Annotated in this window: 20 protein-coding genes; 9 read left to right on the top strand and 11 right to left on the bottom strand. The window is 60.8% G+C overall.

Translation table 11 applies throughout. The features are described 5' to 3' along the window. Positions 1-68: 68 nt before the first annotated feature. Genes ACWFVE_RS03635 through ACWFVE_RS03645 form a run of 3 tightly spaced genes read right to left on the bottom strand, consistent with a single transcriptional unit; the run spans position 69 to position 3227 of the window. Positions 69-2138: an FUSC family protein gene (locus ACWFVE_RS03635; protein ID WP_447527929.1), complete on the bottom strand. Its 2070-nt coding sequence runs from the start codon at positions 2136-2138 to the stop codon at positions 69-71. Between the two features lie 4 nt (positions 2139-2142). Further along, entirely contained in the window at positions 2143-3009 is an 867-nt protein-coding gene (locus tag ACWFVE_RS03640) for an efflux RND transporter periplasmic adaptor subunit (RefSeq protein WP_447527930.1), read from the bottom strand. Next, positions 3009-3227 carry a DUF1656 domain-containing protein gene (locus tag ACWFVE_RS03645; RefSeq protein WP_447527931.1) on the bottom strand — a complete coding sequence of 73 codons (219 nt, stop codon included), beginning with the start codon at positions 3225-3227 and terminating at the stop codon, positions 3009-3011. The genes ACWFVE_RS03640 and ACWFVE_RS03645 overlap by 1 nt, the downstream gene beginning before the upstream one ends. A 316-nt stretch (positions 3228-3543) precedes the next feature. On the opposite strand from ACWFVE_RS03645, the gene ACWFVE_RS03650 reads away from it, so the two are divergent. After that, positions 3544-5280, top strand: coding sequence for a mechanosensitive ion channel family protein (locus ACWFVE_RS03650; RefSeq protein WP_447527932.1), 1737 nt, complete (start codon positions 3544-3546; stop codon positions 5278-5280). A gap of 115 nt (positions 5281-5395) precedes the next feature. On the opposite strand, the gene ACWFVE_RS03655 is transcribed toward ACWFVE_RS03650, so the two are convergent. Both ACWFVE_RS03655 and ACWFVE_RS03660 read right to left on the bottom strand, forming a co-directional pair. Next, complete coding sequence (locus tag ACWFVE_RS03655; protein WP_447527933.1) at positions 5396-5995, bottom strand: nitroreductase family protein; 600 nt, start codon at positions 5993-5995, stop codon at positions 5396-5398. Positions 5996-6132: 137 nt separating this feature from the next. Next, complete coding sequence (locus tag ACWFVE_RS03660; RefSeq protein ID WP_447527934.1) at positions 6133-9288, bottom strand: MFS transporter; 3156 nt, start codon at positions 9286-9288, stop codon at positions 6133-6135. Between the two features lie 132 nt (positions 9289-9420). On the opposite strand from ACWFVE_RS03660, the gene ACWFVE_RS03665 reads away from it, so the two are divergent. The 3 genes from ACWFVE_RS03665 (at position 9421) to ACWFVE_RS03675 (ending at position 11376) form a co-directional block, all read left to right on the top strand. Continuing rightward, complete coding sequence (locus ACWFVE_RS03665) at positions 9421-10152, top strand: XRE family transcriptional regulator (RefSeq protein ID WP_447527935.1); 732 nt, start codon at positions 9421-9423, stop codon at positions 10150-10152. Between the two features lie 168 nt (positions 10153-10320). After that, a complete protein-coding gene (locus tag ACWFVE_RS03670) occupies positions 10321-10491 on the top strand; it encodes an EamA family transporter (RefSeq protein WP_447530496.1) in 171 nt (56 codons plus the stop codon). 36 nt (positions 10492-10527) lie between these two features. After that, complete coding sequence (locus ACWFVE_RS03675) at positions 10528-11376, top strand: putative RNA methyltransferase (protein WP_447527936.1); 849 nt, start codon at positions 10528-10530, stop codon at positions 11374-11376. A gap of 135 nt (positions 11377-11511) precedes the next feature. Here ACWFVE_RS03675 and ACWFVE_RS03680 read toward each other — a convergent pair whose 3' ends face one another. Both ACWFVE_RS03680 and ACWFVE_RS03685 read right to left on the bottom strand, forming a co-directional pair. After that, positions 11512-11718 (bottom strand): cold-shock protein, encoded by a 207-nt coding sequence (locus tag ACWFVE_RS03680; protein ID WP_447527937.1) that lies wholly within the window; start codon positions 11716-11718, stop codon positions 11512-11514. A 267-nt stretch (positions 11719-11985) separates the two neighbouring features. Continuing rightward, positions 11986-13149, bottom strand: coding sequence for an MFS transporter (locus ACWFVE_RS03685; RefSeq protein WP_447527938.1), 1164 nt, complete (start codon positions 13147-13149; stop codon positions 11986-11988). A 101-nt stretch (positions 13150-13250) separates the two neighbouring features. Here ACWFVE_RS03685 and ACWFVE_RS03690 point away from each other — a divergent pair, with 101 nt between their 5' ends. Together ACWFVE_RS03690 and ACWFVE_RS03695 are read left to right on the top strand one after the other, a co-directional pair. Next, complete coding sequence (locus ACWFVE_RS03690) at positions 13251-14078, top strand: helix-turn-helix transcriptional regulator (protein WP_447527939.1); 828 nt, start codon at positions 13251-13253, stop codon at positions 14076-14078. Positions 14079-14217: 139 nt separating this feature from the next. Further along, positions 14218-15483: a dicarboxylate/amino acid:cation symporter gene (locus ACWFVE_RS03695; protein WP_447527940.1), complete on the top strand. Its 1266-nt coding sequence runs from the start codon at positions 14218-14220 to the stop codon at positions 15481-15483. 74 nt (positions 15484-15557) lie between these two features. Here ACWFVE_RS03695 and ACWFVE_RS03700 read toward each other — a convergent pair whose 3' ends face one another. Continuing rightward, positions 15558-15731: a YqaE/Pmp3 family membrane protein gene (locus ACWFVE_RS03700; protein WP_447527941.1), complete on the bottom strand. Its 174-nt coding sequence runs from the start codon at positions 15729-15731 to the stop codon at positions 15558-15560. Between the two features lie 221 nt (positions 15732-15952). Here ACWFVE_RS03700 and ACWFVE_RS03705 point away from each other — a divergent pair, with 221 nt between their 5' ends. Further along, a complete protein-coding gene (locus tag ACWFVE_RS03705; protein ID WP_447527942.1) occupies positions 15953-18004 on the top strand; it encodes a TonB-dependent receptor family protein in 2052 nt (683 codons plus the stop codon). A gap of 284 nt (positions 18005-18288) precedes the next feature. On the opposite strand, the gene ACWFVE_RS03710 is transcribed toward ACWFVE_RS03705, so the two are convergent. From ACWFVE_RS03710 to ACWFVE_RS03720, 3 genes are all read right to left on the bottom strand, one after another. After that, on the bottom strand, positions 18289-20802 hold the full coding sequence (locus tag ACWFVE_RS03710; protein ID WP_447527943.1) for a glucose/quinate/shikimate family membrane-bound PQQ-dependent dehydrogenase: 2514 nt from the start codon (positions 20800-20802) through the stop codon (positions 18289-18291). A gap of 285 nt (positions 20803-21087) precedes the next feature. Then, entirely contained in the window at positions 21088-22092 is a 1005-nt protein-coding gene (locus tag ACWFVE_RS03715) for an NADP-dependent oxidoreductase (protein ID WP_447527944.1), read from the bottom strand. A gap of 217 nt (positions 22093-22309) precedes the next feature. Further along, entirely contained in the window at positions 22310-22687 is a 378-nt protein-coding gene (locus tag ACWFVE_RS03720) for a septal ring lytic transglycosylase RlpA family protein (RefSeq protein WP_447527945.1), read from the bottom strand. Between the two features lie 314 nt (positions 22688-23001). Between ACWFVE_RS03720 and ACWFVE_RS03725 the strand changes: the two genes are divergently transcribed. Next, positions 23002-24447, top strand: a complete 1446-nt coding sequence (locus tag ACWFVE_RS03725; RefSeq protein WP_447527946.1) for a hypothetical protein — start codon at positions 23002-23004, stop codon at positions 24445-24447. Between the two features lie 281 nt (positions 24448-24728). After that, positions 24729-25514, top strand: coding sequence for an RsiV family protein (locus tag ACWFVE_RS03730; protein ID WP_447527947.1), 786 nt, complete (start codon positions 24729-24731; stop codon positions 25512-25514). The last annotated feature ends 46 nt before the right edge of the window (positions 25515-25560 follow it).

The following is a 25560-nucleotide window of genomic DNA, read 5'->3' on the forward strand; positions in this document are numbered from 1 at the left end:
TTTTAGTCAACGGTGCTTCGATAGGCGGCCAGACGAAAAGTTCGTTGATAACGCCCGGTGCCAGCGGCCTAACCCGCCGCCGCTGTGCTGGCGTTTGGGCGATGGCCGGGCTGGCTCGCCATGGTGTCGGCCAGGCGGTCGAGGGACAGCGCCAGGCGTTCGACCAGCCCGGTTAAAAGCTCGCGGTGGGCAACACTTTCGTTGTCGTGGTTTTTTAGCGCCTTATCGAGCTGCTGGCCGGCCTCGAGGATGCCTTGCGGCGCGTGGCCGCGGGCGCTTTGTTCGAACCCCTGGGCGAGGGCGCGCAGCAGCGTTTGATGAGCATGTTGAATGGCCAAGTGAGGCGTGTTGTCGAAACGGTGGCGCAGGCGCAGTGTGGCCGTGCCGATATCGAGCCCGGTAAGCCCCAGGATGAAAAGGTGGCGCTGCTCCTGGGCGAGCATGTCGTCGTGCTGGGCCAGCTGTAAAAGGCGGTCGGCCATATGGCCAATAAAGCGAGTTTCGCTTTGGGTGATCGAGCGCCGCTGCAGGCCGTGTATATCGCGGGAGATAGCGCGGATCAGGCGTCGCCGGCGAAGCCGCGTGCCAAGGCCCGGCAGCAGGCGAAACGCGGTGACCACCGTGGTAAGCCCGATGATGGCTGCCACCGCGCGGTTGGCAAAGCTATCGAAGGAAAAATCCATACCGTTGCCCGGCATGGTGAGCAGGATATTGAAGATGGTGAACGACAGACAGTAGCCCATGGTGGCCGGGTTGGTCGCCCCCAGCAGCCCCAAAAATAGCGGCGTGCCGAAGACCACGGCCATCAGCGGGAAGTCGTGCACTTGGGCGAGCAGCACGTGGCCAAAAATGAATGCGCTGGGAATGGCGGCGAGCATGCCCTTATAGAACATCACGGTGACCGTCACCGGGTTGTCTCGGGTGGCGAAAAACGCCGAGAAGAGCGTGCCCAGCATCATGGCGACCATGGCGCTGTCCCAGGCCGTGACGATCCAGAACGTGGCGAGCCCGGCGAACACAAGCCCGGAGCGCAACCCATTGATGGCGGCGGCCGCACGGTCGCGGTGCCAGGCAAGCGGGCCTGCCTTCAATGTATAGGCGCCGGGTGCGGCGATCGCCTCGCGGGCGTCCAGCATGATCATCGCATGGCCCAGTACTTCGCGCAGGCCCAGACGCAGGCGGCGGTCCAACGGGCTTAGTGGGTGGGCGTGCGTTTCGTCGTTTTCGTGTACCCGGGCACGCAGCCCTTGCAGGTGCTTGCGGGCGTTGGCCACCCCATTGACGTCCTCGGCATCGCGAAACCCCTGGGCGAGTTCGCGGGCAATGGCCACGCTCGTGGGGTCGAGCCGTTGGGTGTGTTCGAAAAGTAGCTGATGCAAGGCGTAAAGGCTTGCCAAAAAGCGCAGCGTACGCCGCGTAAGCACGTGGGAGGCGCGAATGCGCCCGGGGCCTTCCGGGCCTTCGAAACGCGCTGCCTGGCTGTCGGTTTCAAGCATGGTCAGCGCCCCCAGGCTCTCGCGCATCGCCTTGAGCATCGCGTCGCGGTCGTCGCTTGCTTCCAGGCGCAGGGCCGCGTGAGAGAACGCGCTGTTGATGACCGTATCCGCCTGCTGCGCCAGGTGGCCGCCCACCCGTGAGGGCCATAGAAGCGAGCTGACCAGGGTCGCGCAAATGGCACCCAGGCCAAGCTCGGTGAGCCTGGCCATCGCCACGTTGAAAATACCCGCCGGGGTACTGCCGCCGGCGATCACCACGATCAGCATGGCGGTCACGGCGGCCATCAGGCAGCCGTAGGTGTAGTTGTTGCGCCAAAGCGAGCCGACATAGGTGCACAGCGCAATCCAAAGCGTCAGCGCAATGAGCGCGGGCACCCGGGCCTGGGCAAAAAACGCCATGATCACGATACCTGCCACCACCCCGATAAAGGTGCCGCCCAGTTGGCAGATGCCTTTCTCGATCACCATGCCGCTCATCGGGCGTACCTGTAAGAAGGCGGCGGAAATCAGCGCCCAGTAGGGGCGCTCGAGATCGAAAGCCAGGGCGATATAGAGCGCCAGCATCATCGCAAGGGTCGCCTTGATGGCGAACTTGACCGCCGACATCTCGGGCATCAGGTAGGTTTTGACAAGCGGCGGCATGGGGCTACTCGTCGTCCTGACGGATGCGCACGGTAGCGGTCATGCCCACGCTCAAAAGCGTTTCGTCGGGAATTTCCTCCAGGGCAATACGCACCGGAATGCGCTGGGCGAGACGCACCCAATTGAACGTGGGCGCGACCTGGGGGAGAAGCTGAGCATTGAGCGTGGTGTTGGAATCGGCGATGCCGCGGCCGATACCCGCGACCCGGCCCTGGATACGGGTATCGCCCTGCATCAGCGTGACCACCGCCGGGTCGCCAACGCGGATCGTGCTCATCTTGGTCTCTTCGAAGTAGCCCACCACGTAGTAAGAGTTCTCGCGAATCAGCGCCATGATCGGCGTACCGCGATTGACGAAGTTACCCGCGCTGAACTGAACGTTGAGTACGTGGCCGCTGGCCGGCGCGGTGACGTTGGCGCGCTCAAGATCCAGCTCGGCGCTGGCCAGTGCCGCCTGGGCCTGTTCTAAATCCGCCGCCGCGACCTGGGAGTTGATCTGCGCGATCTGCTGATTCTCCTCGCTGATCGCCCGGCTGTTACCCAGTTGGTTTCGCCGGTTGGCCTCGGCGCGGTTGAGTTCGAGGGTGGCCTGGCGGTGGGCGACTTCAGCCCGGGCCTGGTCTAGCGCTGCCTGGTAGCGGGCCTGGTCGATTTGAAAGAGCGGATCATCTTGGTTTACGTAGTCGGTGTCGGTCACGCTGAGCGAACGCACCCAGCCAGAGACGTCCGGCGAGATGGTGATCACGTCGGCGTGAACCCGGCCATCGCGGGTCCAGGGCGTGTAAAGATAGTAGCGCCAAAGCCAGGTGCCGGCGGCAATGGCCAGCGCCACCATGACAAGCGTAAGCAGTATGCGAAGCGAAGAGCGCATCAGGCAGTCTCGAGTAAAACGGTGAATATGAACGCGATAAGCGCCGTGATGATAACGAACAGCGATACGTCGAACCACGCTTCGAACCAGAGCGCGCGGGCGGAGAGCGTGACGTGCAAAAGCGTCCGTAAAAGTAGCGTCAGGATAAAACCCAGCAGCGCATACACAAGCAGTGGGCTAATATAAATCCCGCCTAGTGCGAATTCTTGAAGACCCATAGTGTCCTTTTGAGTGTCGGCTGTTTTTTTGAGCGCGCGGTGTTTTAAACGAATCATTGTCGTGACCCACATGGCCGCTTGGGTGAACGATTTATTGTAGTGGTTAACTCATGTTGTTGCGTTAATCTGCGTCCGGCGAGTTAAGCTTCGCGCCCCTTTCAGGCCCATAGGGAGCGCCCTGGGCAGAAGCAAGTGCTGGTGCGTCAATATCCTATAGCACGAATCGATAATCAGTAATCGATAGTCGTTAATCGTAGTCGATGTCGGCGTTAGTGGTCGCACTCGCGTTTGGCCAACATTATCAATGGAAAACCGTATGAAACGAAGTCTCTTGTGGCCTTTATGGGCGTTTGGTCTGATCGCTTTTTTGTTTATGAGCGAAAGCTATGCGCAAACGCAAGACGGGGGTAGCGGCGACGGGCTTTGGTTTACGGTCGACGAGATTAACGTGGGCCTTGGCGAGCCGCCTGAGGACGTGTCGCGTGTTACCCCGCGCGAGGCGATCAGAAGTTTTCTAACGCTGACCGGCGAGGAGAGCTATACGGCGGCGGCGCATATGCTTAACCTCTCGGATTTCGAGCCGGATGAGCAGCCCGAGCGCGGCGCGGAGCTGGCCATGCAACTGGCCCAGGTCTTGCAGCGCGGTGATTGGCTGACCGCCTCTAACCTGCCCGCCCGTCAGGACGCGGTGATCGAAAATACCAATGCCGATAGCCCGCTGGCCGGTCAAGCCCGCCGGGATATCGAGCTCACAGCGCTCGAGACCGGCGGCGAAACCTATGATATTCGGATGGGGCGCTACTTCGTCGAGGATGAGGAGCCGATATGGCTGGTCATGCCCGAAAGTGTGGCTTCTATCTCGTTACTCTACGATGCCTACGGCCCTTCCTGGCTCGAAGATCAGCTCCCGGAGCGTTTCAAGGTCTCCATGGGCCCGCTACTGCTTTGGGAGTGGATCGCCGTTCCGCTCTTTTTGGGGCTGATCGGCGCACTAGGCTGGGGGCTTTACAAGCTCGTAGGGGTTACGGCCAAACTGCTGCCGGCGGGCAGTGTCACCATTTTTGCCCTGCGCATCAAACTGCCGGTCGCGCTTTTGACAGTGTCCTTCATTATCCAGGTGCTGTTGGATTACGTCGTTTCGTTCTCGGCCATGGCGACCACCACGTTTCGGGTGCTGCTGATCATGGTCATCGCCTGGGGGATTGGATCCATCGCGCTGCGCCTGGTGGATACGATCCTTTTGAGCATGGCCAAACGGCTGGTGGGCGAAATAGACGATACCAAGTCCCGGGACGAGCGCCGTTTTCTGACCTCGCTTTACGCCATACGCCGGGCGATCATTTTGTTTACCGTGGTTGGGACGTCGCTTTATGTGATCAGCCAGATCCAGCTCTTCGAAACCCTGGGGCTATCGATTCTCGCCTCTGCCAGTGTACTCGCCGTGCTGGTGGGTATCGCCGGCCAAGCGGTCCTGGGCAATATTCTTTCCTCTTTTCAGCTGTCGCTGGCCAAGCCCATTCGCATCGGCGACCTGGTCATGTTCGAAGGGCAGTGGAGCTACGTCGAAGGCATCTTCTACACCCACATTCGCCTACGGGTGTGGGACGAGCGGCGCCTGGTCGTACCGGTCACCTACTTCGTTTCCAAGCCGTTCGAGAATCTGTCGGTGAAAAGCTCCAAGCTTTACCGCTATTTGGAGTTGACGCTGCATATCAGCGCCAATATCGACACCCTGCGCAAGAAATTCATGGCGTATGCGGAGCAAGAAGAGAATATCGTCGAACATCATCGCCTCCTGTGCGCGGTGACGGCCCAGAACGGCCCGCAATTAACATTGACGTGCTATTTCGTGACCTCCGAGCCGTTGGCTGGCTGGTACGCGGAGGTGAACCTTCGTGAAAAAATGCTGACCTTCATTCGCGACCAACATCCCGAGTGGTGGCCGCGGGATATCATGGTGCTCAGTCACGAAGACATCGCCAAAGGCGAAGGCGCCAAAATGCAGAAAACCATTATGGCCACCTCCAGCCCCAAAGAGGGGGAGAACGGCTAATCTCGTTAGCCGCCAACGCAAAAGCCCCCGCAAGCACTGCTTGCGGGGGCTTTTCGATTCACGCTACTCGTCTTCAAAAGTAAGCGCTTACACACGCTATGCGTTGCAGCATCTGTTAGGAGAAAACGCGGAAACGCTCGCTGTCATCCATGAACTCTTTCTCACCGAAGGGCGCTTCGTGAGAGCCAAACGGCATCTGCGCGCGAAGCTTCCAGGTGGTGGGCAGGTCCCACTCCTTGGCGACCGCGTCGTCGATGATCGGGTTGTAATGCTGCAGGCTCGCGCCTATGTTGGCCTCGGCCAGCGCCGTCCAGACCGCGAACTGGGCGATACCGGTCGAGTGCTCCGACCAGACCGGGAAGTTGTCGGCGTAAAGCGGAAACTTCTCCTGCAGGTTTTTGATCACGTCCTGTTCTTCGAAAAACAGCACCGTACCGGCGCCCGCGGCAAAACGGTTGACCTTCTCCTCGGTCGACGCAAAGGACTCCGGCGGCACCATCTCGCGCAGCGTGTCCATCACGATTTCCCAGAACCGGTCGTGCTGCTCATTGAACAGAATCACCGCCCGCGAGCTTTGCGAGTTGAACGACGACGGCGCCAGCTTCACCGCTTGCTGGATCAGCGCGGCCGTCTCCTTTTGGCCGAGCGGAATATCCTTGCCAATAACGTACTGGCTGCGGCGGTTTTCAAAAACGCTAATAGCAGAGTTGGCCATTCAACCTCTCCTTGTGTTGCCGATGATCGTTGGGCGGCGCCCAAATTAGAATACATTAATCTAGTTCAGTGCTGCTGGGCATTCCATGGGGAAATGTCCTTCCCACCGGTGAAGAAAAGTATTGATACACACGTGGCTCATTCTGAAGGCGAAGAGTCGTTCGACTCTGCAAGCGTCAAGAAACCGTCTTCGTCCAGGTAGCCGCTGTCCCCGGTGACAAGCCAGGTGTGGCCGCCCTGTTCGTGAAACGCCCGGGCGGTGCCGGCTTCGTCGTTCAGGTAGCCCTGCATGACTTGGGGGCCGCTGATGAGTATGGTGCCGGTTTCACCGGTGGCCTTCTCTTCGAGGCTCTCGGCGTCGACGATCTTGATGCTGGTGCCGGGTAGCGGCATGCCGACGCTGCCTACCTTGGCGCCGCGCTGTACCTGCAGGTAGTTGGTATCCAGCGTGTCGGGCAGGTTGGCCGTGGCCACCGGCGCCGTTTCCGTTACGCCGTAGCCCTCCAGAATCAGCTTGCGAAATTTACGCTCGAAAGCGTCGCGCAGCTCCGGGGTAACGGTGTCGCCGCCCGCCACCACCAGGCGCAGGCTGTCCAGCATGAGCGGATGCACATCGTCGTTTTGCGTAAGCCTTTGCAAAAAGGCGGCGTTGGTGCAAAGAATCGTCGCCTGGTGTTTGGCTACGGCTTTGGCAATGCCGACGGCGTCTTCCGGGTCCGGGTGGCACACCAGCGGCAATCCTTCCACCAGCGCGAGTAACTGCGTCGCGGTCAAGCCGTAGGCCTGATGCGGTGGCAAAGGCGCCATCATGACATCGTTGTGCTCGGTATTGAGCGCATCGGAGATCTGGCCGACGTTGGCCATCAGATTGCGGTGGCTCAGTTGGATGCCCTTGAACGTGCCGGTGCGCTCTAACTTGAAGACAATGACCGCCGTGGCGTCCGGGCGGTGTGCGCGGCTGAGTAAACGGCGCAGCGCGCCGGTGGGAAGCAGGCGTACGCCAAGCCAGGTGAGCGCGCGCTCGCCCCGGCCGGCTTTTAGATCCTCCAAATAGACGATGTCGATGCCGGCCAATAGCGTCGTTATCGGGTGTCCGCGCTGGGCAAGTTCCCCGGCAAACGCGCGGGAGGTGACGACCGTGGTGATACCCGCTTGGCCAAGCTGGTGGGCGAGTGCCTGTTGACCGGCCCTGGCGTCGAGGTGGACCGCAGTTTTATTCGCCATCAGCGCAGCCATGGTGGTCAGCACGCCCTCATTGCTGCTGGGTAGTAAAAGCCCTAACGGTGTTGCCAAAGCCTGCTTTTTTAACCGCCTGGCGAGCATCGCGCTTTCGCCAAGCGCCTGGGCGGCGGTCAGTGTGCGGCGCGAGGTGTCGGTCAGGGCAAGTTCGCCCGGGCGGCGCTTGACGCTTTGAATCCAAGCATCGGGCAGGGTAGCGAACTCCTCCACGGCGTGCTGCCAGGAGCGGGTCGCCTGATCGAAAATACGCCGTTTGAGCACGTCTGCGGGGGTATCCTTTGAAAGCCCCTCGCCGAAGGCGACGATCACCGAGCGGTGGAGGGGGGCGCTTCGTAAGGTTTTCAGCTTTTTTGATGAGCGTGAGAATTGGCTGCCCCATAGCCCGCGCAGGTAAAACGGCACGATTTTGACGTCCGGATTGGCCATTTCGCAGGCGCGCTGATAGCCGCGACGAAACTCGCCCAGCTGGCCGGTGCGGCTAATGGCGCCTTCCGGAAAAAGACAGACGACCTCGCCGGCATTGAGCTGCTCGGCAACGCGCTCCAGCGACTTGCTGGCGTTTTCGCCGCGCTCGATCGGAATGCAGCCCAGCGCTTTCAAAAAGCCGCGCAGGTACCAGAGCTCGTACACGCTTTTAAGCATCACAAAGCGCACCGGGCGGGGGGAGGCGATCTGGACGATCGCCCAGTCCACCCAACTAATATGGTTACCCAGCAGCAGTACACCGCCCTGGGAGGGCATGTTCTCCAGGCCCTGAACCCGCACGCGGTAGTGGCGAGTGAGCAGAAAGCTCAGCACGAAGCGTACCAGGCTCTGGGGCAGTTTCACCACGGTATAGGCGCCGCCCAAAAGCGCGACGGCGGCAATCAATAGCAGCAGGTAGCGGCTGTCGAAACCGGCCAGTGCCATCAGTGCGGTGATGATCAAAAAGCCCAGCATGGCCAGGTTTTGAAACCAGTTGTTGGCGGCCAGCACGGTGCCAAGCTCGCGCTCGTCGGCGTGAAACTGAATCAGCGCGTTCAGCGGCACGATAAAAAGCCCGCCCATGGTGCCGATAAATACGAAGTTGAGCGCCTGGCTCAGCGGCGTAGACAGTAGCGGCAGGCAGCCAAGGCCCAGCGCCACGCCAAGCGCGCCCACCGGAATCAGCCCGGTTTCGATACGGTTGCGCGAAAAACGGCTGGCCAGCATCGAGCCCAGCGCGATACCGACGCCGCTGGCGGCCAATATGCCCTGCAGTACCAGAGTGTTGTCGATATTCAGCGCGCCCTTGGCGTAGGCGGGAAACGCGGCAAGCAGTACCTGGCCGACCGACCAGAACGTGGCGAGGCCAATGATCGAGAGCCGAAGTACCGGCTGGCGGGCCACGACCTTCAGGTTGCGCCAGCGGGTGCGCCCGCCCATGGGGCGCTGGGCCTCGTCTTCGTTGGCTGGCTCGACCGGTGGGTCCAGCGGCAGGCGGTAGAGCAGCAGCGCCTGTATTACGCTATTGACCACCAAAAGCCAGCCAAGCGGGGCAACGCTGGTGAGCATCTGCCCCGGGCTGGCGCTGGCGCTGGCCCACCGCTCGAACAGCGCCGTAAACGCCACGGTACCGGTCAGAATGGCCGTGATGGTGATCGCCTGGACCACGCCGTTGGCTTCGGCCAGGCGCTGCTTGCCGAAAAGCCCTTTTATCAGGCCATACTTGGCCGGCGAGTAAAACGCGGACTGAATGGCCAGTAAGAGCGTCATGGCAAACGCCAGCCAGAAAAGCCCGGCGTAGTAGGCGGCGGTAATTCCTAATGCTACGGCCACCGCCCCCCAGGCCGAGAGGCGCAGAACCCGCACTTTGGGAAAGGCGTTCGCCGCATGCCCGGCCGGGGTGAAGAGCAGGATGAACGGCAATAGAATCAAGCCATTCACCAGCGCGGTCAGGGCAATTTGGGTGGTGCCCTCAAAGCTTTTGAACAGCGTATTCTGAATGACGATCTTGTGACCGAGGTCGACAAAAGCGTTGAGAAAAATCGCGACCAGGTAGGGCCAGGCATTTTTTGTTTGCAGTACTCGTTGCATTGGGAAATCAGCCTTGTCGTCTCGAAGTCATCGAACTGTCCTTTATGGGTGCGTATTGCGCAACCTTTTAACCCCAGGTTGCGTTATGTGCGCGCTTAAGTATCGTTATAAGATACTCAAGGAGAGCCTGTCATGTCACAAACCGCCTCGCTGATCGATGCCTTGAAGCGTGAATTGCGCGCCCAGGGGAAAACCTATGCCGATGTTGCCGGGTGGCTTTCGCTTAGCGAGGCGTCGGTCAAACGGCTTTTCGCCGAGCGCCATATCACCCTGGCGCGGCTCGAGTGTATCTGTGAGCACCTGACGCTCGAATTGAGCGAGCTGGTCCAGACCATGCAGGCGGATACCCACCGCTTGCAGGCGCTAAGTCACGCCCAGGAGCAGTGTATCGCCGACGATCAGGAGCTCTTTTTGGTCGCGGTATGCGTGCTCAACGGTTATAGCTTTACCGATATACACCGCCAGTACCAGCTAAGCGAAGCGCAGTGTACGCGCCATCTTTTGAGTCTGGAGCGGTTGGGGGTGATCGAGCTGCTGCCGGGCAATCGCATCAAACGCCGGGTCGCGCCGCACTTTCACTGGCGCCCGAACGGGCCGATCCAGCAGTTTTTTCAGCAACATATTGCCAACGAGTTCTTTCGCTCGCGCTTTAACAGCGAAAGCGAAAAGCTTTTGGTGCTCAACGGGCTGCTTTCCCGGGCGGGCAACAGCGAATGGCAGCAAATCATGCAGCGTTTGGCCAAGGAGTTTCACGCGCTGTGCGAGCGCGAGCAGGCGCTGCCCATCACCCAGCGCTTTGGCACGACCTCGGTGCTGGCGGTGCGCCAGTGGCAGCACGGCTTGTTTCAGCACTACGCCCGCTAGGCCGCGATGGGCCAGGGTTAAGGTGGCGGTGGCTCAAGCAGGGCGGCCTGGGCAAAGAGCCACTCGCAAAATTGGGCCACCGCGGGTGGGGGCTCGCCACTCGTTGGCCGTATCAGGGAGTAGGAGAGGCGCGAGGTGAGCGGATAGCCTGCCAGCACGTGGTTTTCACTGCTGCGCCGCTACCGGGCATCGCAGTTGGGTATCTTCTCGTTTCTGGCGCCGCTTTTTGGGGTGATTTTTGGTACGCTACTGCTCGATGAAACGCTGAGTATCCATTTCCTGTTGGGGGGCGGTGTCATTTTGCTGGGCATCGTGCTGGTCATGCGCTCGCCTGGTTGATGTGCCGCCCTCGACGTTCTGCCCTCAAGAGCCTTCATGTTAACCACCCCGTTCGAATCGCTGGCCTGCCCGCTCGATGGCCATCCGCTCACCCGCCATGAGGGCGCTCTGCGCTGCCCGGCGGGGCACAGTTTCGATATCGCCAAACAGGGCCACGTGAACCTGCTGCCGGTACAGCAAAAGCGCTCCACCGACCCCGGCGACAGCAAGGCCATGGTGGCGGCGCGCCAGCGTTTTCTAAGTGCGGGGTATTATCAGGGCATTGCCGATGCGGTGAGCGCGGCGGTGTTCGAGGGCGTGTCTAACGAGCCGCTGCGCTGCCTGGACGCCGGCTGCGGCGAAGGCTATTACCTGCGTGCGCTGGCGGCCTCGGCCGGGGAGGTGGCGCTCGAGCGCGTCGGGCTCGATATTTCCAAGTGGGCGGTGCTTCAAGCGGCCAAACAGAGCCGGGGCGATGATAAAAGCGGCTGGTTGGTGGGGAGTAACGCGAATCTGCCCCTGCAGGATGGCACCATCGACCGGCTGTTGTGCATGTTCGGCTTTCCCGTGGTCCCGGAGTTTTCCCGCGTGCTGGTACCCGGCGGGGTATGGCTGCAGGTGGAAGCGGGGCCGGATCATCTTCGCGAGCTACGCGATATTATCTACCCGCGTCTCAAGCCCGAGCGCGAAGGCGAGCCTGAAACGCCGGCCGGGTTCAACACCCGCGGCGTCGAGACGATTCGCTACTCGGTGACGCTCGAAGATCAAAGCGCGATCGGCGACTTGCTGGCCATGACCCCGCATCTTTACCGCGCAAGCGTGGAAGGGCGTACGCGGGCACAGGCGTTAGAGACACTCACCGTCACGGTCGATGTGCGTGTGATCAAGTGGGTAAAGGAAGGCTGAGAACCGATGCTGTCTGAAAAGTACGCGCTTACGGCTTTTTAGACAGCATTTGGGTAACCCCAAACGCAACAAGGCCCGCATAAGCGGGCCTTGAGGGGGCGGATCGAAATCCGCTCAAGCAGTTAATCTAAACGATTAAGAAGTCTGCTTGATGTTAGAAGCCTGAAGGCCTTTCTTACCCTGGGTAACGTCGAAAGAGACGCTAGCGCCTTCTTGCAGGGTTTTGAAGCCGTCGGCTTGAATTTCGGAGAAGTGTGCAAAAAGGTCGTCGCCACCGTCAGAAGGAGCGATGAAACCGAAACCTTTAGTGTCGTTAAACCATTTAACTGTGCCAGTTGCCATTTTTAAATCCTTTCGCGCAAATGCGCTGTCGTAAAGTTCCTGGTATTACCCAGAGGAAGTAGCGGGTGAAACAAGGAATACACTATCAGGCTGCCGAAAAGATCGTACGCTTCTGAAACCATGCTGCTTGCTAACCAACTGACGACACAGTGTCATGATTCGACCGACGCGTCAAAGCCTTTCTGCAAATATTTTATAATCCCTGCTGTGACACTTGGTCTCACGCCTCTCTGTTTATGACGGGTATTTATGACTGGTCGGCCCCCTTCAAGCCGTGCGGCGGCGAACGAACAGCTGCAATAGCGCGCCCGCTCCGGCAATGGCGGCGGCGCTTACCGCCAGTAGCCAAAGCGGTAGCGCATGGGAGAGTAGCAGCCCGCCAAGCGCCGCTCCGATAGCACTTCCCAGATACAAGGCGGATTCGTTGAGCGCCACCGCGAGGTTGGCGTCACCGGTGGGCTCTCTTACCGTCATGAGCTGATTGTTCTGCGGTACCTGTAGCGCCCAGCCCACCGCGCCCCATAACGCAATGGGGGCCAGGGCAAGCCAGGGGTGCTGCGAGGCCGCAAGGGGAAACGCCAAAAGCGCGATGGTTAATAGCAGCATGATCACCAGTGTGACGTTAGCCTCGCGGTACTTGTCGGCCAGCGGCCCCACCAGAAAGCTGCCGGCGATGCCCCCCAGGCCCCATACCCAAAGATAGAGCGTGATGGAGGAGACCTCGCCAAAGGCGGGGGCGGCCAAAAAGGGCGCGATAAAGGTATACATGCCAAGGCTCGCGGTCGCCGCCATCAGCGAAACGGCCAGGATGGCCAGGGTGGTGGGGTGTTTCAAAAGGGCGAGTTTGCGCACGAGCGAGACGACGTTCGGGGTCGCAAGTGTGGGTAGCTTGAAATAGAGCCCGGCCCAGGCAATGGCGCCGAGTGCGGTGATGAGCCAGAGCGCGAATTGCCACCCCAATTGGTTTGCCAGTACAAGACTTAGCGGCACGCCCAGCACCGTGCCGCTTGCCATGCCGCCCATGATGACGGCAATCGCCTTGCCGCGCTGCGTATCGGGTGCAAGCGCTGCCGCCGCCGCGATCCCCATCGCCAGATAAACCCCGGCCGCCGCGCCGGCAACGCCCCGCCATACCAGTAGCGCGGTAAAACTTTCGGCCAGCGCGCTTAGTGCATTGGCTAGCGTAAAAACGGCCAGTGCGCTAACGAGCCCTTCGCGCTGCCAGCGCCCGGGTAGCAGCGCCACCACCAGCGGCGAGCCCAGCCCGTAGGCCAGGGTAAAGGCGGTCACCAGCTGCGCGGCTGCCGCATCGGATACGTCAAACTTTTGGGTGATCAGTGGTATCAGCCCCGCCGTCACGTAAGAGGCCATGCCCAGGGCAAACGCGCCCAGGGCGATCAGGTAAAGGGATAGTCGATAAGAGGGGGTCATTGAGCTCTCCATATAACGCGGTGGTCGTGAACGGCGCTATTTTGGCGAGCTCTTTAAAGGGGTACAATTTAACTCTTTATGCTATTACTAAAGGCAACAGCGTGGCCGAGACCCGTTCGCTACAACGCCGTCACCCGGAACTTGGCGAGTTCCTCAAGAGCCGCCGCGAGCAGATAACGCCACAGGACGTGGGCCTGCCAAGCGGGCCACGGCGGCGCACGCCCGGGCTTCGCCGGGAGGAAGTCGCAGCCCTTGCTGGCGTGGGGCTGACCTGGTACACCTGGCTGGAGCAGGGGCGCGATATCCGCGCCTCGAGCGATTTTCTCGAGCGGCTGGCGCGTATTTTCAAGCTCGATGCGACCGAGCGGCGCCACCTTTTTTTACTGGCCCACCAGCGCCTGCCCTCTGAGCCCGGCAAAACCTGGTGTCAGGTGCCGCCTTTGGTACATCGCTTGCTGGAGGATTTAACCCATCGCCCGGCCTACGTGCTCAACCTGCGCTGGGACGTGCTGGCCTATAACCCGGCCGCCGATGCGCTGTTTGGGTTTTCGCGCCACGAGGGGCCGGCGCGTAATCTTCTCTGGCTTTTGTTTACCGATGTCGCGGTACGCGCACTTTTCTGCCCCTGGCAGGATCAGGCGCGCCAAATGCTCGCCAGCTTCAAGCGTGATATGGCCCGTGCTCCTCGCGACCCGGCGATCAACGCGCTGGTCGAAACGCTCGAGCAAGTGGATGCGGATTTCAGGGCCTTGTGGCCAGGTCAGGATATCCAGGGGCCCTGCCTGGGCGTGCGCCATCTGCAGGTAGCGCCACTTGGGGCGGTGGACGTTGACCATATTTCGCTCACGATCGACGAAGACCGCCACCTGCGCCTGGTGTACTACGCGGCGCAAGACACCGCCCTGGGTGATTGGCTAACGGCGCGTTAGTCGATAGTGTCTATACTCGCTGCCAGGCCGTGGGCCGCTAAAGGGGCGGGCAGGGTTGTGTTGGGCGTAGGCGAACGCCATATAAGGCGGCATTTGGCTGGGCACCCACCCAAACACTCTTTTTACCGAGGCAGGGATTATGAAAGCGTTGTTACACGGCTATATGCGCACCTCGCTGATTTTGCGCGTCAGCATTGCGCTGGTGTTAGGGGTTGCGGTGGGCCTTTTCGGCGGCGAGACGCTGGCGGGGTGGTTGGCACCGCTGGGCGATCTGCTGCTGCGCCTTCTGACCTTTCTGATCGTACCGATCGTGCTGTTCACCCTGATGGTCGGGATCAATCAGTCCCAGGAGGGTAGCGTTGGGCGAATCGGCGGCAAGGTGCTGCTCTATTATCTGGCCTCGTCGGCGCTGGCGATCATCGTGGGTTTGACCGTTGCGTCGCTTTTCAGCCCCGGCAGTAATACCACGCCCGAGGAGAACATGAGTTTCTCCGTGCCGGATAACCCCGGGGTGGTGGATGCCCTACTGAATATCGTGCCCAACAACATGTTTGGCGCCTTCACCGAATTGAACATGCTGGGCATTATTTTTACCGCGCTGGTGTTTGGCATCGCGCTTTTGAAAATGCGTCAGTCATCGAGCCAGCAAGCGATGGGTGAGCGCCTTTACGGGGTGATCGAGGCGCTGAACGAGGTCACCCTCAAGGTGATGGCAGGATTTTTACACTACGTGCCGATTGGCGTCTTTGCCATCGTGGCGGGCACCGTGAGCCAGCAGGGGCTCGATACGCTACTGGCGCTAGGCGATATGGTCGTGGTGCTCTACATTGCGCTTGCCGTGCAGCTCGCCCTTTACTGCGTGGCGATGCGCCTTTTCGGTGTGCGTCTTGGCACGTTTTTCCGCGAGGCGCGAACCCCCATGGCCACGGCGTTTGCCACCCAAAGCAGTTCCGGCACGCTGCCGCTGACCGTGAACGCGGCGCATCGGCTGGGCGTTTCGAAAAGCATTTACGGCTTTAGCTTGCCGCTGGGCGCCACCATGAACATGGATGGCGCGGCCATTCGCATCGCGATTTCCGCGGTGTTTGCCGCCAACGTAATCGGTGCGCCGCTCGACTTCGCCAGCATGGTGCAGATCGTTCTGATCGGTACGCTGGTGTCGATCGGCACCGCCGGGGTGCCCGGCGCGGGCATCATCATGATCTCGACGGTGTTCACCCAGGTGGGGCTTCCGATCGAGGTGGTGGGGCTTTTGACTGCCATCGATGCGCTGGTGGGCATGGGCGCGACCGCGCTGAACGTCACCGGCGATTTAGCGGGTACGACGCTGATAGCGCGCAGCGAAGGCCAGACGCTTCACGAGGAACCTCAGGCCTTGGAGGTGCCTGCGCCGGAACGGACGTGACAAGCTCATAGGCTTGAAAACGACAAGGGCGCCGAAAGGCGCCCTTGTCGTTTGATACGTTTAAACGGGGCGGGTCAGTACTTCAATATCACGTAAAAGGCGTGGATGATGCCTGGAATGAAGCCGAACAGGGTGAGCAGAATGTTCAGCCAGAAGTGACCTTTGAATCCGACTTCGAGAAACACGCCCAGCGGGGGCAGTAGTATAGCGAACAGCATCTTGATGGGGTCTGTGGCGGTCAATGCCATGGTAAGCCTCCTGTGCTTATCAACCTGTGCTTGTAAAAAAATAGCGGCTTGTTACCTGGCTACCTGCACAAGTGTAGTGACCGCTGCTCGGCCCAGCGAATATTTTGCGTTAATTTTTATGTGATCTTGCCGGTTTCTTTCAAAGCGCAGTCTCGGTTTACAATAAGCGCTACCTTTTCGTAAGGGTTTGCCTTTTTACCGTACGACCACGATGAGATGCCATGAATAAGCTGTTGTCCTCCTCCGTTATGCTTGCAAGCGCCGTGGCCACGAGCCCCTCCCTGGCCCAGGCCCCCGCATCGGAGGTCACCGCGCTCCCTACGCTTGAAGTGAGTGCCCCGCGCCTTTCGCGGGAGCTTTACGCCACCCCCGCTGCGGTTTCAACGCTGGAGGGTGACGAGATCAGCCGCGGGCAGCAGCGCGTACGCCTGGACGAGTCCCTCGTTCGCGTGCCCGGGGTGTTCGTGCAAAACCGCGATAACTTCGCCCAGGGCCAGCGCATCGCCATTCGCGGCTTTGGTGCGCGCGCTCCGTTTGGCGTGCGGGGTATTACCGTACGAGTCGACGGCATTCCCTACACGCTGCCCGACGGCCAGGCCCAGCTCGATGCCATCGACCTGGACAGTGCCGAGCGTATCGAAGTCATTCGCGGGCCCTCATCCGTGCTTTACGGCAACGCCGCCGGCGGGGTGATCGATATCACCACCGCCGATGGCCGGACCAACCCGGGTTCGAGCGTGCGCGTCGAGGCGGGTAGCGACGGCTACCAGAAGCTTTCGCTGCAAAACGGTGGCCAAAACGGCGACTGGTCGCACCACGTGAGTCTTTCCGGGCTGAATGTGGACGGCTACCGCGAGCAGAGCTCCACCGAAAAGTACCTGCTCAACGCCAAGCTGCGCCGGGAACTGGGCAGCGACCGCGCGCTGACTGCCATTGTCAACCTGCTGGAAAACCCGCGCTCGGAAGACCCGGGGGCGCTCAACGCCTCTGAGGTGGCCCGTGGCCGCGACCAGGCCGCGCCGAATTCGAATGCGCTGGACGCCCACCAGAACGTGGACCAGCAGATGGTCGGTTTGCAGTACGAAGACCTGAGCGCAGGCCCGGGCGAGCTCTACATCAAGGGCTTTTACGCCCAGCGCGATTTCGAGCAGCAGCTTCCCTACGTGGGTGACAGCCGCCTGGGCTACGAGCGCGACTACATGGGGGTGAGCACCGAGTACCACCACTCCGTGGGGCTTGGCGCGTTGCCGCTGGATTACATCGTCGGCGTGGACGCTGCCCGCCAAAAGGACGACCGCTTTCGTAACGACGTCGGTTCAAGTGGTGCGGTCGGCGAGCAGGTCAATGATGAAAAGCAGACCGCGACCTCGACCGGCGTGTTCGCCCAGGGCGATCTGGGCCTTTCGGAGGCGCTGACGCTTTCGCTGGGCGCGCGCTTCGATCGGGTCAAGCTCGAGGTGGATGATCGTTTTCTCGCCGATGGCGACCAAAGCGGCGACCAGACCTTCAACGAGTGGAGCGGCTCCGCCGGGCTTAGCTACCGCTACCGCCCGCAGCATCAGGCGTACATCAATACCGGCACGGCGTTCGAGACGCCCACCTTTGCCGAGTTCGCTAACCCCGCCGGCGGCGGCGGCTTCAACCCAAGCGTAGAGCCGCAAAAATCCTGGAATCGCGAAGTGGGCCTGCGCGGCTACGTAGCCCCGCTGGCGCTGGATTACGACTTGGCGCTGTTTTCGGTGCGCGTGCGTGATGAGCTAGTGCCTTATGACGAGGGCGGGCGCACGTTCTACCAAAACGCCGGTAATACCGACCGCGACGGCATGGAGCTCTCGCTTGGCTGGCAGTTTTTTGACCAGTGGCGCGTGGACAGCGCGCTCACGCTTGCCCGCTACACCTTCGATGAGTTTGCCACGCCTTCCGAGCGCTTCGACGGTAACCGTATCCCGGGCCTGCCGGAGCAGACCTGGATCAGCCAGTTGACCTGGGAGGGCGCGAACGAGCGGTTTGCCACCCTCGAGACCGAGTACATCGGCGACTTAAAAGCGGATAACGCCAACGAGGTCGAGGCGGACAGCTACTGGCTGGTGAACCTGCGGGTGGGTGACGGCTGGCAGCTCGACGAGCGCTCGCGGCTCAACGCCTTCGTCGGGCTCAGAAACATTTTCGATCGGGAGCATTTTTCCAACGTACGCCTGAACGGCACCTATGGGCGCTACTATGAGCCGGCCCCCGGGCGCAGCGTTTACGGTGGCGTGGAGCTTGCGTTCTAGTCAGCCAGGCCGGTCGTTAAAGTGAAAACGGGCAGCCTTGGGGCTGCCCGTTTTTAGTATAGAGCGCTTGCTATTCACCCGCGTCTCGGGCTGCCCGTAGCGGGGGTCTTTCGCCAGGGATGGCGAAAGTAGCGTACAAGGACGTATTCACAGCGCCCCCGCGTAGGGTAGCGCGAGACCGCACCAAGCTGGCCATCTACTGGTTCAGCCAACCAAAACGGGCAGCCCTTGGGCTGCCCGTTTTGGTGGAGGACGACCGGATGCAGCATTCGGTCAGGCGGGGGTTACTCGGGCAGCGCGTAGCCGATCACGTAATCCCCCATTTTGGTGCCGAAGGTGCCGTGACCGCCGGCGCTGACCACCACGTACTGGCGGCCGTCGGCGCCGGTGTAGGTCATCGGGGTGGCCTGACCGCCGGCGGGCAGGCGGGCCTTGAAGACCTCCTCACCGGTTTCCAGGTTGTAGCCGCGCAGGTACTGATCCAGCGTGCCGCTCATGAAGGTCACGCCGCCGGCGGTGGTCAGCGGGCCGCCAAGTGCCGGCACGCCGACCGGCAGACCAATGGGTAGGCCGAAAGGCATGCTGTCCCGGGTGGTGCCGTTGGGATGCTTCCAGACGACCTCGGCGCTTTGCAGGTCGATACCGGCAACGTCGCCCCAGGAGGGCGCCTGGCAGGGCAGGTTGAAGATCGACAGCAGCGGGCCGAGCTCGACGGCGTAGGGTGCACCGGCGTTAGGCTGAAGGCCCTGTTCGCTGGCCGAACCCTGTTGACCTTCGATTTCGTCCCGCGGTACCAAAGTGGAGACGAAGGCCAGATACTTGGCGCCGGTGAACAGTGCCTGACGCTGCGGGTCGATGGCTACGCCGCCCCAGTTCATCACGCCCACGTTACCCGGGTAGACGATGCTGCCCTCGAGCGACGGCGGCGTGTACTGGCCTTCGTAGCGTAGCGAGTTGAAGCGGATACGACACATCATCTGATCGAACGGCGTTGCGCCCCACATGTCGCGCTCGGTGAGCGGCGCCGGCAGCAGGTTCAGTGCCGAGCGGGGCTGGGTTTCGGCGGTCCAGTCGCCTTCTACCGCGCCTTGCGGGACGGGAATTTCCTCGATCGGCACGATCGCCTCGCCGGTCTCCCGGTTGAGCACGTAAAGGCTGCCCTGCTTGGTCGGCTGAATCACCGCGGGCTGGGTGCCGTCCGCGGTGGCCAGGTCGATCAGCACGGGCTGGGCGGGCATGTCCATGTCCCAAAGGTCATGGTGAACGAACTGATAGACCCAGGCCACCTGGCCGGTATCGAGCTCCAGCGCCACGAGACCGGCGCTGTAGGTTTCGTCGTTCTCGGTGCGGTTGGCGCCGAACTGGTCCGGCGTCGCATTGCCCATGGGCAGGTACACAAGTCCTAGTTCTTCATCGACGCTGATCGGCGGCCAGACGTTGGGCGAGTTGCGTGTGTAGGTCTCGTCCTCGGCGATCGGCTGAGTCTCTTCCGGATTGCCGCTGTCCCAGTTCCAGACCAGCTCGCCGGTGCGCACGTCAAAGGCGCGGATCACACCGGAAGGCTCGTCGGTGGAGCTATTGTCGGTCACGTGGCCGCCCAGAATCACCAGGTTTTCGGTCACGGTAGCCGGGGAGGTGGAGTAGTAGCCGCCCGGATCGAAGCCGCCGATATTGCGGGTCAGATCGACCTCGCCGTTGTCGCCAAACCCGGCGCAGCGCTCGCCGGTGTCGGCGTTTAGCGCGATCAGGCGGGCATCCGCGGTGGGCAAGTAGAGTCGGCGCGGGCACATGACATCGGTCTGGCTAAGCAGCATGGAAGACTCGCTGCCGGTAGAGCCCGCCAGTTCTTCGATCAGCGCCACGTCGACGGCGAAGGCGCTGGCATCGGCGTAAAGCTCCGAAGAGCCGGCTGCTTCTGCGCTGATCTCGGTCGCGCTTTCGTCAGACTCGCCGCCGGCGTAGTTGGCGGCGTCATAATAGGCAAGTCCACGACAGGTCATGTGTGCCCAGCCGGAGAAGTTCTCGGCGCCCATGGTGCTGATCTCGGGGTCGAACTGCCACAGGGTTTCGCCGGTTTCCGGCGAGAGTGCCACGGCGCGGCTGTGCGAGGTGCAGATATACAGCGCGTCGTTGACCTTCAGCGGCGTGTTCTGGTTGGTGATTTCCGGGGGCGCGTTGGGGCCGGGCTCGTCGCCGGTTTGAATGCGCCATACCTCTTCGAGCTCGCCAATATTGTCGAGCGTGATCTGATCGAGCGAGGAATAATGGGTGCCGGCATTGGTGCCGCCATAAGCAGGCCAGTCATCGCCGGCCGCTTGGGCGGGGTTGATGTCGCCATTCGAGCGGTTCTCGGCCAGGTTGCCTTCCACAACGCCGGGCGCGGTGAACTGGCTGGCAATGGCCACGCCGATGCAGGCAATGACGCCAAGCGTCAGCGCCAGGCCACCGCCGCGAGAATTGAGCGGCTTGCGCCACCAAGGCAGCAGCATAATGATCGCGATCAAACAGGGAATCGCCACGCGGGGTACCAGCTGCCACCAGTCAAGGCCCACTTCCCAAAGCGCCCAGACCAGTGTGGCCAGCAAAGTAGCGGCAAAAAGCCAAAGCGCGGCGCCTTTGCGCAGTGCCAGCAGTAAGCCGGTTGCCAGTACGCTAATACCGGCGATCAAGTAGTAGGCGCTACCGCCCAGGCCGAGCAGCTTTACACCGCCAATGGCCAGCGCCATACCCGCGATGCCCAGTACAACACCCAGCAATAGGCCAGGCCAGGGGCTGCGGGCGCGTCTTTTTTCGTTCATGAAATTCCCTTGTGATAACGCTTTAGGGGCTAGCGGACACTAAGGCCAGCTAGCCGTCTTGACGTGCGCTAACCCATCGATAGGGTCAATTATCGATAGGGTCACTCATCGATAGGATCACTCATCGATAGGCTCAATGGGTTAGCGCGCGTTGGAGGAGGGCGTATTTTAAGCGTCAATTCGCTATTGGTCGAACGAGTTTAATACTCTTTTAACAAGAAAAGGCCGCCGCTCGAGGGCGGCGGCCTTGGCAGGCGGGAAGAAAAAGTGGTTAAAAAGAGGGCGTTAGTCGGTCAGCTTGACCAGCATTTTGCCGGTATTGCCGCCTTCGAAAAGTGCCAAAAAAGCGTCCGGTGTGCGCTCGAGGCCCTCTTCCACGGTTTCCTGGTAGTCGAATTTGCCCTCGGCAACGTGCGGCGCCACCTCGTTGAGGAAGTAGCCGTAGTTGGACCAGTGGTCGGCCACGATAAAGCCTTGCATTTTCGCCCTGCGCGCCACGATCTGAAACAGGTTGCCCGGGCCGTGGCCGGGTTTGCGCTCGTTGTAGCTATCGATCATACCGCACACGGCAATCCGCGCGCCTTCGTTGAGCTGGTCAAGCGCGGCCTCGAGGCAGGTGCTGCCGACGTTTTCAAAGTAGACGTCGATGCCTTCGGGGCTTGCAAGCTTAATGGCGTCACTGAGTTCCTGGGCAGTGCGCTCCTTGTAGCTGACCGGCTCGACACCCACCGATTCGAGCCAGGCGAGCTTGTGCGCCGCACCGGCAATGCCCACTACGTGGCAGCCCTTGGCCTTGGCGAGCTGTACGACAAGCGAACCCACTGCGCCGCTGGCCGCACTCACCAGCACGTTGTCGCCGGGTTTGCACTCGGCAATCAGGTTAAGGCCGGTCCAGGCGGTCATGCCCGGCATGCCCAGAACACCCAGGTAGGCCTGGTCGGGAACGTCGTGGTCGGGCAGCTTGGTAACGCCTTCGCCGGGCACTTGGGCCACATCGCGCCAGCCGCCCATGTGGCTGACTTTATCGCCGGCTTTCAGTTTCTCATCGTTGGATTCGATGACCTCGCCGATAGCGCCCCCTTCCATGGGCTTGCCAAGCTCGAAGGGCGCAACGTAGGTGCGCACGCCACTCATGCGCCCGCGCATGTAGGGGTCGACGGACAGCCAGTGGTTTTGGATGCGCACTTCACCCGGGCCGAGGGGTTGAAGCTCTTCGGTTTCCAGCTTGAAAAGCTCGCGGCTGGGTAGCCCTTGCGGGTAATCGGTCAATGTAAAGTAGCGTGACTGCATCGTAGCCTCCTGCTGGATGGAGCGATTTAAAAAGCTGACGTTTAGCCAGGTAACATAAAGACTATAAGTATCGCCGCTAGTTCGCCAATCGCTTATGAATAAAAAAAGCGGCCCGTTCGCGGGCCGCTTTGTAGCGAGAAGGTTTTATAAAATAACGGGTTAACCCAAGGGGTAGCGTACGAGAGAGGGTGCGTTAGCCGTTGAGTTCTGCAAGTGGCTAGTTGATCAGCGTGAGCATGACCGGGGCTGTGCCGCGGCGCACAATGCCAAGTTCGCGGGCGGCACGTTTGGAAAGATCGATGATTCGGCCTTGAACGAAAGGCCCCCGGTCGTTGATCAGCACCTCAACTTCCTGGCCGGTATCCGGGCGGGTCACCAGTACCTTGCTGCCAAAGGGGAGGCTTGGGTGGGCGGCGGTCAGCGCCTGCTGGTCGAAGGAGTCGCCACTGGCGGTGGTCGCCCCTTGGAAACGGTCGCTATAAAACGAGGCCTCGCCTCCCTGCAGATCGACGCCCTGGGCCAGGGCGCTACTTGAAGCGATGCTTAATAAAACCGCGAATAGGCTTTTCTTTAGGGTTCTTGCATGGGCTCCCATTGGAGTACCTCAGCTATTAATGTCGATCCGGCATTCTTTTGGAAAGTTGCCTGATAGGCCCGGAGATGTTACCGCCCTGGTTTACATTCAGCAAGCTTTGCGATATTCGGCGAAGATGTACCCCAAGTTAAGATTTTAGTTCAATTGACCGCTCTTTAAGTGAGATCAGTCAGTTAAAGCGCCTCATTCACCAAGGGAGTAGGCGTTGGCCCACTCTTAAAAAACGGGCTGGGCGCTTTATAAGTAAGGTGCCATGTAAGCAAAGCTATGCGACTATATTTCGCACTCGAATAGTGGTCTTAAAAGGGTATCCCATGGCTAACAGTTCTTCGTTAACGCTCGCAGTGGGTGTTTTAGGCGGCGCCCTGGCCGGCTTTTTGATCGCCCAGGTCGTGCCAGGGCTGGATCTTGTATCCGACCCTGACCCCGAGCCCGAGCCCGATGCATCCAAGACCGAGCAGGGACCCGAGGCGCTTCGCGGGCTTGATTATTTGACCCTCGATGAGCGCCTTCGCGGCGAGCTCACATCAAGCGCCGAGCTCAATGGCAAGGACGGTAGCCGCTCGATGCGCTATGCGCTGTCGCTCGATGAAGGCACCCTTGTCGAGCTGAGCCTGAACGGAGCGCTTTTAGGGGTGACCTCGCTTTATGACGACCAGCTGCAACTGCTGGATAGCGCCGAGACGCTTCGCTACCGCGTTGAAGAAACCGGCGATTACATCGTGGTCGTGAGTGGACAGGACGCCAGCAGCTACGGCCCGTTCACGCTCTACCCGCGCACCGTCGAGCTAAGCGATAGCGATACGCTCACGGTGGGTGAGCCGTCGGATCGTTGGCTGCAGGGTCGGGAGGAGGCCATTACCCTCACCATCGAGGAAGCCGGCCTTTACCAGATCGATATGCGCTCGGAGGATTTCGACGCTTATCTGACCATCGAAGGCGCGGACGGCTACCAGCGTGAAGACGACGACAGCGGCGGCAACCTCGATGCGCAGATCGCTGACTTTCTAGCGCCCGGCGACTATACCGTCAGGGCACAGACTTACGGCTCGGGCAGCGGCATGTACACGCTGACCGCCGAGGTCAGCGACCTTCAAGCCGGGGAGCTTCGAAACGATGGCCCGATCGCACCGGGTGAGACGCTCAACGGGTGGTACAGCGACCAGCCGTTGGCGTATACGCTCACCATCGAAGAAGCGGGTATCTATCAGTTCGATATGACCTCTGACGCTATCGACGCGTTTTTGGAGCTTAGCGATGAAAGCGGCTACTACCGTGAAAACGACGACGGCGGCGACGGTTTGGACGCTCGGTTGAGCGACTTTTTGGCACCGGGCACCTATCAGATTACCGCGCGCACGCCTTATGAAAGCGGGAGTGGCGGGCTTTTCTCGCTTTCTGTAGAAAGCAGCGAACTACCCGATGGCGTCGAGCTTCAAAATGGTGGCGACCTTGGCATTGGTGAAACGCTCAACGGCTGGTACAGCGGCGAAGACGTGCTCTATCAGATCGAGCTGGAAGAGAGCTCGGCGGTGACGATTGCCATGGACTCCACGGATTTCGACGCCTACCTGGAGCTCACCGGCGATGGAGTTTCCTACACCGATGACGACAGCGGTGGTGGAACCGACGCGCTGCTCGAGGTATCGCTTTTGCCGGGACGCTACACGGTGCACGCCCGCGGGTTTAGCTCCTATGGCAGCGGTCTGTTCGAGCTCTCCTTCGAGGCCGAGCCCACCGAGATGCAGCCGGACGCCTAGGGTCTGTCTGAAAAGCCGGCGAGCGAAGGCAAGACAAGGCAAAAATTGGCGAAGAAGCGGAGTTTACACCGAGTAAATGAGCATTCTGAGCCCATTTTTAACGCTGTATTGTCGAGCGCAGACACTTTTCAGACAGAGCCTAAGCGTCGATAGCCTTTATCGGCTCTCCGCAACGCCCTTGTTCGCTTTGTGCGGCAAGGGCGTTTACATTTATAGGGCCGCTTGGCGTTATTGGACGGTTAAAGCGGCGCTACAAGGATAGAACTCAAAAGGGATCTACTATGCAACGTATTACAGGGGGCGTGCTGGCCACGGCCGCGCTGGTACTTACCGGCTGCCAAAGTCATCCAAACGCGCCGGTCGAGCCTTACGCCATCGTAACGCTGGCCCAGGAGAAGCAGTTCGTCGCGCCCGAGTGTCAAGGCGATAACTGCGCCCAGGTGCGCGTCTCCGCGCTCGAGTTCCCCAAGTCCCCCGGGCTTACTCGCGAGCTTCGCAGCCGCTTGATCGCGCTGGCCCCGAGCGAGCGCGCGAATACACCGGGTGATGGCAGCGCGTCCTCACCCACTTGGGCAAGTTACGCCAACGACTTTTTCGAGCAGGCAAACCGCCACGGTATGCCTATGCCCGATGGCGGTGCCAGCGCGGTTTTGCTGGAAGCCGATGTCGTGGGTCGTTACAACGACGTGCTGATCATCGAACTCAATAGCGACACCTACTTCAACGGCCAGGCGCATGGTCTGCCCGCCACCGAGTTCATGGTGATCGATGAGCGCCAGGCGCGCACGGTCGGCCTGGACGACATGCTGATCGACGGTCGCGAGGCCGCCTTCGAGCAGTTGGTAGGCGAGGCGCATCAGCGCTGGTTGAGCGACATCGACCAGGACGATACCTTCGCCGCGAACTGGCCGCTGAGTGATCATCGCAACGTCGCGCCCATGGAGGATCACTGGGTGGTGAAGTTCGACGTCTATGAGATCGCTCCTTACGCGGTGGGCCAGCCAGAACTGGAAATCCCGCTCGACGCGCTCGAGGGGATTGCCAAGCCGCGCTATCTGGATCAATAAGCCGGGATAGCGCCCGTAGCGTTTGACAAAAACCCTTCAAGGGCAG

This window comes from Vreelandella mediterranea, from assembly GCF_970647075.1.

Bases quoted from the DNA above. Each gene is read 5' to 3' on its own strand.
- ACWFVE_RS03635 (WP_447527929.1), bottom strand. From the start codon at position 2,138: ATGCCGCCGCTTGTCAAAACCTACCTGATGCCCGAGATGTCGGCGGTC.
- ACWFVE_RS03640 (WP_447527930.1), bottom strand. From the start codon at position 3,009: ATGCGCTCTTCGCTTCGCATACTGCTTACGCTTGTCATGGTGGCGCTG.
- ACWFVE_RS03645 (WP_447527931.1), bottom strand. From the start codon at position 3,227: ATGGGTCTTCAAGAATTCGCACTAGGCGGGATTTATATTAGCCCACTG.
- ACWFVE_RS03650 (WP_447527932.1), top strand. From the start codon at position 3,544: ATGAAACGAAGTCTCTTGTGGCCTTTATGGGCGTTTGGTCTGATCGCT.
- ACWFVE_RS03655 (WP_447527933.1), bottom strand. From the start codon at position 5,995: ATGGCCAACTCTGCTATTAGCGTTTTTGAAAACCGCCGCAGCCAGTAC.
- ACWFVE_RS03660 (WP_447527934.1), bottom strand. From the start codon at position 9,288: ATGCAACGAGTACTGCAAACAAAAAATGCCTGGCCCTACCTGGTCGCG.
- ACWFVE_RS03665 (WP_447527935.1), top strand. From the start codon at position 9,421: ATGTCACAAACCGCCTCGCTGATCGATGCCTTGAAGCGTGAATTGCGC.
- ACWFVE_RS03675 (WP_447527936.1), top strand. From the start codon at position 10,528: ATGTTAACCACCCCGTTCGAATCGCTGGCCTGCCCGCTCGATGGCCAT.
- ACWFVE_RS03680 (WP_447527937.1), bottom strand. From the start codon at position 11,718: ATGGCAACTGGCACAGTTAAATGGTTTAACGACACTAAAGGTTTCGGT.
- ACWFVE_RS03685 (WP_447527938.1), bottom strand. From the start codon at position 13,149: ATGACCCCCTCTTATCGACTATCCCTTTACCTGATCGCCCTGGGCGCG.
- ACWFVE_RS03695 (WP_447527940.1), top strand. From the start codon at position 14,218: ATGAAAGCGTTGTTACACGGCTATATGCGCACCTCGCTGATTTTGCGC.
- ACWFVE_RS03700 (WP_447527941.1), bottom strand. From the start codon at position 15,731: ATGGCATTGACCGCCACAGACCCCATCAAGATGCTGTTCGCTATACTA.
- ACWFVE_RS03705 (WP_447527942.1), top strand. From the start codon at position 15,953: ATGAATAAGCTGTTGTCCTCCTCCGTTATGCTTGCAAGCGCCGTGGCC.
- ACWFVE_RS03710 (WP_447527943.1), bottom strand. From the start codon at position 20,802: ATGAACGAAAAAAGACGCGCCCGCAGCCCCTGGCCTGGCCTATTGCTG.
- ACWFVE_RS03715 (WP_447527944.1), bottom strand. From the start codon at position 22,092: ATGCAGTCACGCTACTTTACATTGACCGATTACCCGCAAGGGCTACCC.
- ACWFVE_RS03720 (WP_447527945.1), bottom strand. From the start codon at position 22,687: ATGGGAGCCCATGCAAGAACCCTAAAGAAAAGCCTATTCGCGGTTTTA.
- ACWFVE_RS03725 (WP_447527946.1), top strand. From the start codon at position 23,002: ATGGCTAACAGTTCTTCGTTAACGCTCGCAGTGGGTGTTTTAGGCGGC.
- ACWFVE_RS03730 (WP_447527947.1), top strand. From the start codon at position 24,729: ATGCAACGTATTACAGGGGGCGTGCTGGCCACGGCCGCGCTGGTACTT.